The sequence below is a fragment of the Enterocloster sp. 210928-DFI.2.20 genome, assembly GCF_020554465.1.
Lineage (GTDB): Bacteria > Bacillota > Clostridia > Lachnospirales > Lachnospiraceae > Enterocloster > Enterocloster bolteae.
In genome coordinates this window covers 98,669-107,182 of record NZ_JAJCHK010000017.1, presented here as the reverse complement: position 1 = coordinate 107,182, position 8,514 = coordinate 98,669, and the positions used below count along the sequence as shown (strand labels likewise).

The following is an 8,514-nucleotide window of genomic DNA, read 5'->3' as shown; positions in this document are numbered from 1 at the left end:
AAGAATGTTGGAAGTGTGCTTTTCAGCACACCCCAACATTCAGTATAGAACCCATCTTTTATGCAGAAGAAAAGGAGAACGCCTATGATTAAGAAGAAACTTGCGATACAAATCGCCCAAAGAATTGGAAATGGACGGGAGGAAACAACGAAGTTACTGGATGTTTTATGTGAGGTGCTGGGAGATACTCTGGACGCCGGCGTGTTTGTCCATCTTACGGGGCTGGGGAGACTTACCGTGCGGGAATATCCAGCCCAAAAGGGATTTGATCCTCGAACAAGAGGATTCATCAATATGGCTGCCAAGAAATCCCCAGTATTCAAGGCAAACAAAAGCCTGAAAGGAAAGTCCAATGAAGCGGGGGCTTGACTCAATGGGCTCCGCACGTCCTAGGTGGGGACGCTCTAGGGGACGTAATAAGCATCCGTGGTATGTGACGCTGGGGGGACTGTCCAGTTGTGTAATGCTGGTCGTGTCTCTGTTCATGCTGGGGCATTCACTATTGGGACTGGAGAAATCACAAGTGGTATTTACAACTTTAACTACCCGTGTGGAAGAAGAACGAAAGCGCCCAAAACCAACCACAACTATAGAACTTGTAACAGAGGACACACACGCTTCCTCACCATATGCGGTTCTGAAAGAAGAAAACGGCAATCTGTTTGGCTGGGTGAAAATTGCCGGAACAAAGTTGGACTATCCGGTGATGTATACGCCTGAAGAGCCGGAATACTATCTGCATCGGGCTTTCGACAAAAGTAGCTCTGTCAGCGGTGTTCCCTTCTTGGATGGAAACTACATTGATGGAGGAAAGCACTATCTTATCTACGGTCATAACATGAAAAACGGTACCATGTTTCATACTCTACTGAACTATGTAAAAGCAGATTTTTGGAAGGAACACCCCACCATTACCTTCGATACTCTACAAGATAATGGCACGTATACCGTTATCGGGGTGTTCTATTCCAGAGTGTATTACCAGGATGAAACGGACGTGTTCCGCTTTTATGCCTATCAAGATCTGAGCGATCCAGTTTTGTTCTCCGAGTACGTGGACAACGTGACGGCGGCCTCTTTGTATGATACGGGGGAAACAGCAAAGTATGGGGACACGCTTCTGACTTTGGTGACATGTAGCTATCACGCGGAAAATGGGCGGTTTGTTGTGGTGGCCCGGAAATGTTGATTGATATATTTGCAAGTGAGGGCTATATCTGGGGAAATTAGAAGGATATCCAGCTATCAAACAGATGCGATTGTAAATTTTCACTTGAAAAATAAGGAGTTTATTAGGGGTATGAAAAAAAACATTGAGATTATTCGATGCATTGCGGAAGAGATTTGCGTTTTTGTTCCAGGAATTTAAAAGCATTTATATCTCATTCAGCGGCAGCAAGGATAGCGATGTTCTTTTGAATTTGCTGCTGTATTACTGGAATAATCATGCTTCAGATCGTGTGATTGGCGTATTCCATCAGGATTTTGAGGCGCAGTATACCGTGACTACGGACTATATTACCCGCACTTTTAAGCGCCTGGAAAACGAATACGGCATAGAGCTTTACTGGGTCTGACTTCCTATGGTAACACGGACAGCGCTGAGTAGTTACGAAATGTATTGGTATCCTTGGGATGATACAAAGCAGGATATATGGGTGCGTCAGATACCAAAGTATTCCTATGTCATTAATCTGACGAAGCCGTTTGCCTACTATCGCTACAGGATGCATCAGAGAGATTTTGCAAAGCATTTTGGCCGATTCTACAAGGAGGAGCATGGGTATGGCAGGACGGTCTGCCTGCTTGGTATGCGAGCGGATGAGCCTCTGCAGCGGTACAGCGGATTTGTTAATAAAAAATATAGGTATCATAATGAGGGCTGGATTTCCAAGCAATTCAAAGATGTATGGTGTGCTTCAACTTTATACGACTGGTCAAACTCCGATGTGTGGTGCGCGAATTATTGATTTGATTATGACTACAATAATTTATATGATCTCTTTTAAATCAAGACCGGTTAGTAGAGTGAATCTATGGTATGTTCAGATGATATGGGGAAAGAACAGAATCTTTGTGAACAACTCAGAGAGATTGACATCAGGAGTGACTGATTTAATCATTAGGAAGCTGATATGGCGCGGTATATATGACCAGCTGGGCTAGCGCGAGAGAGGGCAGGACATTGATGGCCGCTTCCCGGCTCCCAAGAGCGAGGAGATATTGGATTGTGTTCTGCTGGAGGTAGAACTGGCGGTTGAGCTGCTGTCAACTCTGCAAGAGCAGGAACCTACGGAACCGGCAGTTGGAATCGTCCTGGGCTGGGAGCTACCAGTCCAGGCGGTGGTGAGTGGATTGGAAACGCCCCGCTCTTATTTGGAGCTGGTGCAGGAGGAGCATACCCCGTTGTAAGGGATGACTTGATGGGCCGCGCCCCATAAGAACTAAGCAAGGAAAATGTTGGTGGAAGGACATCACGGCCAGGCTGGACGACAGGGATGCATATACCGCTTTGGAAAAAGGAAGCAAGAAGGAATAACCTTTGGAGAAGACATCTTTTCGGGACTAATGGAGGAAAATCATGTTGGCAAAGAAGTTTAAAAGTGTCCTGTGTCAACTGGGCATGGAGCGACTGGAACACCCACTGTTTTACCATGCGCCAGTGGGAATCCGGTTCAGAATAGGTGGGGAAGAGACGATATACTTAGATGGAAAAATCAATTCTGACTATGTTCAGGGTGCGCTGGATCGGGCGGCTGCGATTTACCGGAGCCTTCCGAATCCACCAGATATCCTACGGATCGATGGATATCCCGAAAAAGAAACAGATGAGTCTGTACTGACTATGGTTCGGAAGATGTCCGGGCTTCCTGTCCCCCAGGAGCAGGAAGCATCCGTAGGATTGGATGAAGATGGCGATGCCCATAGGCAGATTCGCTTTTATTGGGACCTTAGGCGTGTTTTGTTCTGTCCAGAACAGCTTATTCGGGAAATTATCCTGGGAGACATCGGCGGTTGGTCCGGCTTTACGTCTAATGTTTATCTGGCAGGCCCTGGTCCCTACCTCTACCATCTGTACGATGACCGGGGGCTGGATGTGCTGGGCAGTTCACAGGAACTGCTGCTGCCTCTCTACCGCCAATTTCATAGCTGGATTTTAGAGTATGATCTGGAGCAGATTGATCGCCTGTTTGCTTCAGAAGACTAACCACCCTGACAGAAATTTATCAGTGATGGCCGACTTTTTTCGCTATAGCTGGATTCTACAGAGAGGCGAGCGGGTATTCAACCTTGGAGTGGACACGAAGAAGGGGTGGAATCTGAAGTTATTCAACGACATCCTACGGGGCAGTTTTGGGAAGATCAGCGGCCATGGAATTACCCTGGGCGGTATTATTGTGAATTCCGGTAATTTCGGCTGGAAAGCCAGTGGTAAAACAACTCCTATCGAAAAAAACACTCCTAGCTATCATGGGGACTCGTTTGTGGAAGCGGCAGCCCCGGCGGCCTTTGTCACCTATATCCATGCCATTCTTCTTCGCGATAAAGGTGCAACTCTTTCCCACTTCAACGCATTTCTGTTTTTGTAGGGCATGGAACCGCCTTTCTCTACGCCTGGAACGTCACGCAGAAAATACAAAGAAAATGATGGACTATCTAGACCATCATCCACAGGTGGAAAAAGTCAATCATCTCAGCCTGCCGGCTCATCCTAATCACGCATTGTACACAAAGTATTTCCCAAATGGAGGAGCCAGTATCTTCACCTTTTAGATTAAGGGTGGCCAGGAGAAATCCTGGAGGTTTATGGACAATCTATAAATTTTCTCCCTGCTTGCAATGTAGCCGATGTAAAGAGCCTCGTAATCCACCCTGCCAGTATCACCCATTCCCAACTCTTCCCGGAAGAATTGTTGGAACAGGGCATTAAGCAGAATACAATCCGCCTGTCCATCGGCACAGAGCATATTGATGATATTATTGCAGACTTAGAGAATAGGTTTGCTTCATTAAAATAAGTGATGTGAATGAAATTGAGGTAAAAGGGAGTCAGGCTTGAGCTGGGAAATTATCGGGAAATATTTGCCGTTGTACCTTTCTGGTTTCACTGAAATGCAGCCGGACAACATAATAGGTAGTATCCCAATCTTTTTTACTAATGCGGGCGTGTTCTTTTTCCCTACGCCGGTCTGGGGGTTCCACTATCATTTCAGAGGATTTTTTCTCGGTGCTTAAAGGGTCATATACTTCTTTATCGGGCACAGCCCACCGGAGATGAGTTGTCAAGGGCATTTTAATCAAGTTTTCAAAAATTCAAAAATGGCAGCCTTTCAATCTACGCTATTTCCAGGATTTTCCCTCGATTTTTCTGCGTCTTTTGCATATAATAAGAGTAGGGAAAATCCTACTTTCCATGTTTCAGAAAGGTGGTGTAAAATCATATTAGCAAATACGTTTGTAGACAATGCAAAAGTCATGGCAAAGGGGCAGGTCACAATTCCCAAAGATATTCGGGAAGTACTCGGCGTGGCAAGCGGTGATCGCATTACGTTTATCGTTGAGGGAAACACCGTCCGCATAGTTAATTCTGCTGTCTACGCTATGCAGGTGCTTCAAAAGGAGATAGCCGGAGAAGCGGAACGCGCTGGCTTAACCTCCGATGATGATGTCATGGAGTTTGTGAAAGAATTGAGAAATGAGGATGAGAACGAATGAGGGGGTTGATTGATACCAATGTCCTGAGCTCTGCCGCTTTAAACGCAAACGGCATTCCCTTTCAGGCGTATGTAAAAGCGGTGTCCTATCCCAATCATGGGCTGATCTGTGAGCAGAACGTGGACGAAATGAAGCGGGTATTTAGTAAGACAAATTCTAAAACTAATATCTTCCCATAATAAAAACTACCTTTTTCTTAAAACTATAGCAGTATCTCTCCTTAGTGAGCTACTGCTATAAATATATCCTATAATTAATAAATTTGTTGTGAATTATTTACAACTTGAGAGTTTTACTATTCGATAAATCTAAAGTAACGGTTGCTGTTTCAAAGTGTATTTCAAATACTATCAGTGATTTCCCACCATATTCTATTGTTTCTCGATAATCAGGTATCTTCTCGCAAAAACAATCTGCCAAATCAAAAATATTTTTTTTACTCTTTATAGCAGTTCCCCTCACTTTTATATGCTCGTTTTCTTTTTTGGGAATTGTTGTAAAGGCAACATTTTGATTTTGTTTCATTTCTTTTACTTTATCGTTATTTTTAAATGTTGCAAAGTATACAATATTATTTTCTGGATTGAAATAATAATTGACAACTCTAACATTTGGAATGCCGTCTGTTCCGATTGTTGCCAATGCAAGGTCAGTCTGTTCTGCCATCATTTTTTGAAATTCTTTTAGTGTATCCATAGAAATCCTCCTTTTATTATTGATACGTAAATAGTATAATATAAAAAGGTATCAGAACATGACACCATTTAGCGAAATAAGGAGGTTTAAACAAATGCGTAAATCAACACGATTGAATGACATGATGATTTTTTTAAATGATAAAAGTTATTTTAACTTGAAAGATATTATGCAAGAGTACGGAATATCTAAAAGTACAGCAATTCGAGATATACAATCTTTAGAAGAAATCGGTATGCCCATATTTTCGGAAACTGGAAGAAATGGACGTTATGGGATTTTGAAAAATAGACTTCTTTCACCAATTATTTTTACTGTTGATGAAATGTATGCTTTGTATTTTGCTATGCTAACTTTAAACGCCTATGAATCGACTCCTTTTCATTTAAGTATTGAAAAGTTAAAGAAAAAGTTTGAAACTTGCTTGTCTGATGAACTTATTAAAACTATTAATAAGATGGAACATACATTAAGCCTTGAGGGGACTAAGCATTATAATAGTAGCCCTTTACTAAAAGATATTTTAGAAATGGCAGTAAAAGATACGGTGTGCTGTATCTCTTATAAAAAAGGCGAATTCGTATCAGAAGTACAAGTGCAGTTTTTTAATATATCTTCATCTTTTGGACAATGGTATGTTACAGGTTTTAATTATGACAGGCAAAGAGTTCAAGTTTTCCGTTGTGATAAAATTATCGATATTTCAGAAAGTGAGTGCTATATACCGAAGCCAAGGCAAGAACTTCTAAATCGTTCGACAAATATATTTAAGTCTGAAAATGCTACAGATTTTGAAGTTCAAATATTAGATAAAGGAGTGGATTTATTTTATAAAGAAAATTATCCCTCAATGGAATTAGTCAAATATGATGGACAATATAAAATAAAAGGATTTTACAACGTAGGGGAAGAAAGATTTATTGCTGATTATTTCCTTTCATATGGAAAATTGATTAAGTCTATTTATCCAGAGCATTTAAAAAAACTTGTATCGAAACGAGCAAAAGAATTGTACCAATATTACGATAATCTATAAAAATAAGGCATATAATTTTATGTGTTTGTATGCTTATGAATTTATTTTACAATCTTCCAGTTGCTATCCTTATATAGCACAAGTTCAAACTGTGATACCTATGTTGTCTTTGTCTGATTATCAATGAATTTCATGGCAACTTTGACTTTCACATTATTCTCATGGCAATAAAATTCCCCTTTATTCCTCTTGATTATCTCAAAACAGCAAAGAAAAAGTCCTGTCAAGAGTCTTACCAACGTAGGTGGTGCTTGCACTCTTGATCGGACTTTTTGTTTGTTGTATCTTCTGTGAGAGGATAAAGGCTATTCATCTTGAACATCAAAATATTTCATATTTACAATAACCTTGCGTTTGGCGAATGGAACATACGGGGGCATGCGCTTGTGTCCCTCTGTGCTTTCCCCGAACATATCAAGGCTGTAAAACTCATCATAGCGGTCTAAAATCTTCTGAAATTTCAAATGCTTGACAAACTCTTTGATTGGGTAAAGGTTGGACGCTGTGATGTCTTTGCCATTGATATAATCTGTGACATATTCCCTTAACTGTTCTAATTCGTATTCCAGCCATTCTTCCTCGCTGTCAAAGAAGTTTCATAATGACCGTGTTTCAATTCAGCACTTAATCGTTCTTCCCCTCTGACAGACTTCTTTCTCTATATGAGAAGCAAATTTCCATGTACCTGACAGCATTTCATTCGGTGCAACTTCTAACACAACCATTATCTTTTCCAGTGTTTCAAAGGTAGGATAATACACACCTCTTTCAATCTTGGAAAGGCTTTGTAGGTTGATACCGATAGCATCGGCAAGTTCTTGCTGCTTCATCCCTTTTAGTTTCCTGAACGTCTGTATATTTGGTCCAAAATGCTTATCATTCATAGAACATCTTCTCCTTTCAATTGCTTTATAAGCTTATGATGATTATTAATATTGAAAATTCAAGAAAAAGTTCTTAAAAAGTAATTCTATTGGCGTTATTATCATAGCAGATAGAGCGATTGAAAACAATGAGGTCAATCACACGACTGAGTAAGCATTTAGAGAAGATATTTTCACTTTGATAGCATAAATGAGCATGGACTGTCAGACTGAAAATCGTGGTTTCCAAAAGGGGCTGGCTGGACGGGGCACATCCTCCAGACGTGTTTCGGACAGACAGTTCCTTTTGGAAAGGGAACGCCGTAGGCGTTGGGCAAGGACGTATATGTAACACTGCCCTGCGTATACAAGTTATAGTACCTAGAAACTGTGATAGATAAAGGAAAAGTTGCAATTTATCCCCGTAAAAAATCAGGAAGTACGAAAGGCGTAATGCAGTATCGTAACACACGAAAATTTATCCGTTAAGATTGATTACATCAGCATTGTATTTGAAACTGCAACCGCTGAAGATGTAATCACACACATTTTAGATTTACCGCCTGACATTTTCAATGTTTATCCAGCAACCGTAAAATTAAAGACATATCAGACACGCCGGGAGATTGGAGATATTTATGTATCGGGCGATGCAAAAAAGATAGAGGACAATCCAAAAGGACTTGGCTGTTATCTTGTGATGACGGACAAAGGGTGTGATGATATTTTTTAAATCCTCGACAGCAGAAATTTAACTTTTGGAGATATGTTCAGACGCTGTGAAAGAAGATACGGGCTCGATAACTTTCATTTTACAAGGCTTGATGTTGCCATAGATGATAAGAACGAAAAACCATTCTTTACCTTAGAGCAGATAAAGAAGAAATGCGAAAAAGAGGAATTTATAGCAAACAGTGAGGGCTATCACTTTGACGAAAGCAAGTTTGATGATTTTGATACCGCAAAGACGGGTTATATCGGTGCTGGAAAGTCGGGATTGTTCTACCGTTTTTATGACAAAGACAAGGAAGTTTGTTTAAAATACAACAAGACGCTTGATGAAGTCGGCAGTTGGAAAAGGACAGAAATGTAACTGCGTGATGATAAGGCTCATGACTTTGCCATGACATCCATGACATTTAAGGATAGACAGGTGGAACTTGGAGAACTGGCTTTCGGTTTGCTGGCTGATAATATACGCTT

At 41.0% G+C, this 8,514-nt stretch carries 11 protein-coding genes and 2 pseudogenes; 11 read left to right on the top strand and 2 right to left on the bottom strand.

Annotation, left to right across the window (positions count from 1 at the left end; translation table 11 throughout):
• The first annotated feature begins 84 nt into the window (after positions 1-84).
• The 8 genes and pseudogenes from LI015_RS16285 (at position 85) to LI015_RS16250 (ending at position 4,895) form a co-directional block, all read left to right on the top strand.
• Positions 85-369: an HU family DNA-binding protein gene (locus tag LI015_RS16285; protein ID WP_002565743.1), complete on the top strand. Its 285-nt coding sequence runs from the start codon at positions 85-87 to the stop codon at positions 367-369.
• The gene (locus LI015_RS16280) at positions 353-1,189 is read left to right on the top strand and encodes a class B sortase (protein WP_118024415.1); all 837 of its coding nucleotides are present in this window, start codon (positions 353-355) and stop codon (positions 1,187-1,189) included. Before LI015_RS16285 ends, LI015_RS16280 begins: the two co-directional genes overlap by 17 nt.
• A gap of 124 nt (positions 1,190-1,313) precedes the next feature.
• Positions 1,314-1,967: pseudogene (locus tag LI015_RS28810) on the top strand (phosphoadenosine phosphosulfate reductase); the annotation flags it as partial.
• A gap of 256 nt (positions 1,968-2,223) precedes the next feature.
• On the top strand, positions 2,224-2,412 hold the full coding sequence (locus LI015_RS16270) for a hypothetical protein (RefSeq protein WP_007036551.1): 189 nt from the start codon (positions 2,224-2,226) through the stop codon (positions 2,410-2,412).
• Between the two features lie 169 nt (positions 2,413-2,581).
• Positions 2,582-3,208: a DUF3885 domain-containing protein gene (locus LI015_RS16265; protein ID WP_002565739.1), complete on the top strand. Its 627-nt coding sequence runs from the start codon at positions 2,582-2,584 to the stop codon at positions 3,206-3,208.
• 154 nt (positions 3,209-3,362) lie between these two features.
• Positions 3,363-4,019 (top strand): annotated as a pseudogene (locus tag LI015_RS28805) (PLP-dependent transferase); the annotation flags it as partial.
• Positions 4,020-4,476: 457 nt separating this feature from the next.
• Positions 4,477-4,716 carry an AbrB/MazE/SpoVT family DNA-binding domain-containing protein gene (locus LI015_RS28800; protein WP_002565737.1) on the top strand — a complete coding sequence of 80 codons (240 nt, stop codon included), beginning with the start codon at positions 4,477-4,479 and terminating at the stop codon, positions 4,714-4,716.
• Positions 4,713-4,895: a hypothetical protein gene (locus tag LI015_RS16250; RefSeq protein ID WP_002565736.1), complete on the top strand. Its 183-nt coding sequence runs from the start codon at positions 4,713-4,715 to the stop codon at positions 4,893-4,895. Before LI015_RS28800 ends, LI015_RS16250 begins: the two co-directional genes overlap by 4 nt.
• Before the next feature lie 97 nt (positions 4,896-4,992).
• On the opposite strand, the gene LI015_RS16245 is transcribed toward LI015_RS16250, so the two are convergent.
• Positions 4,993-5,412: a pyridoxamine 5'-phosphate oxidase family protein gene (locus tag LI015_RS16245; RefSeq protein ID WP_002565735.1), complete on the bottom strand. Its 420-nt coding sequence runs from the start codon at positions 5,410-5,412 to the stop codon at positions 4,993-4,995.
• Positions 5,413-5,506: 94 nt separating this feature from the next.
• Between LI015_RS16245 and LI015_RS16240 the strand changes: the two genes are divergently transcribed.
• Positions 5,507-6,448, top strand: coding sequence for a helix-turn-helix transcriptional regulator (locus LI015_RS16240; RefSeq protein ID WP_002565734.1), 942 nt, complete (start codon positions 5,507-5,509; stop codon positions 6,446-6,448).
• A gap of 617 nt (positions 6,449-7,065) precedes the next feature.
• On the opposite strand, the gene LI015_RS29065 is transcribed toward LI015_RS16240, so the two are convergent.
• Positions 7,066-7,332, bottom strand: a complete 267-nt coding sequence (locus tag LI015_RS29065; RefSeq protein ID WP_002565733.1) for a helix-turn-helix domain-containing protein — start codon at positions 7,330-7,332, stop codon at positions 7,066-7,068.
• Between the two features lie 439 nt (positions 7,333-7,771).
• Here LI015_RS29065 and LI015_RS29060 point away from each other — a divergent pair, with 439 nt between their 5' ends.
• On the top strand, positions 7,772-8,044 hold the full coding sequence (locus LI015_RS29060) for a hypothetical protein (protein WP_227125657.1): 273 nt from the start codon (positions 7,772-7,774) through the stop codon (positions 8,042-8,044).
• Between the two features lie 33 nt (positions 8,045-8,077).
• Positions 8,078-8,404 carry a replication initiation factor domain-containing protein gene (locus LI015_RS29055; RefSeq protein WP_002571371.1) on the top strand — a complete coding sequence of 109 codons (327 nt, stop codon included), beginning with the start codon at positions 8,078-8,080 and terminating at the stop codon, positions 8,402-8,404.
• Positions 8,405-8,514 lie beyond the last annotated feature (110 nt).

Coding starts and splice junctions, on each gene's coding strand:
- LI015_RS16285 (WP_002565743.1), top strand. CDS start 85: ATGATTAAGAAGAAACTTGCGATACAAATCGCCCAAAGAATTGGAAAT.
- LI015_RS16280 (WP_118024415.1), top strand. CDS start 353: ATGAAGCGGGGGCTTGACTCAATGGGCTCCGCACGTCCTAGGTGGGGA.
- LI015_RS16265 (WP_002565739.1), top strand. CDS start 2,582: ATGTTGGCAAAGAAGTTTAAAAGTGTCCTGTGTCAACTGGGCATGGAG.
- LI015_RS28800 (WP_002565737.1), top strand. CDS start 4,477: ATGGCAAAGGGGCAGGTCACAATTCCCAAAGATATTCGGGAAGTACTC.
- LI015_RS16250 (WP_002565736.1), top strand. CDS start 4,713: ATGAGGGGGTTGATTGATACCAATGTCCTGAGCTCTGCCGCTTTAAAC.
- LI015_RS16245 (WP_002565735.1), bottom strand. CDS start 5,412: ATGGATACACTAAAAGAATTTCAAAAAATGATGGCAGAACAGACTGAC.
- LI015_RS16240 (WP_002565734.1), top strand. CDS start 5,507: ATGCGTAAATCAACACGATTGAATGACATGATGATTTTTTTAAATGAT.
- LI015_RS29065 (WP_002565733.1), bottom strand. CDS start 7,332: ATGAATGATAAGCATTTTGGACCAAATATACAGACGTTCAGGAAACTA.
- LI015_RS29055 (WP_002571371.1), top strand. CDS start 8,078: ATGTTCAGACGCTGTGAAAGAAGATACGGGCTCGATAACTTTCATTTT.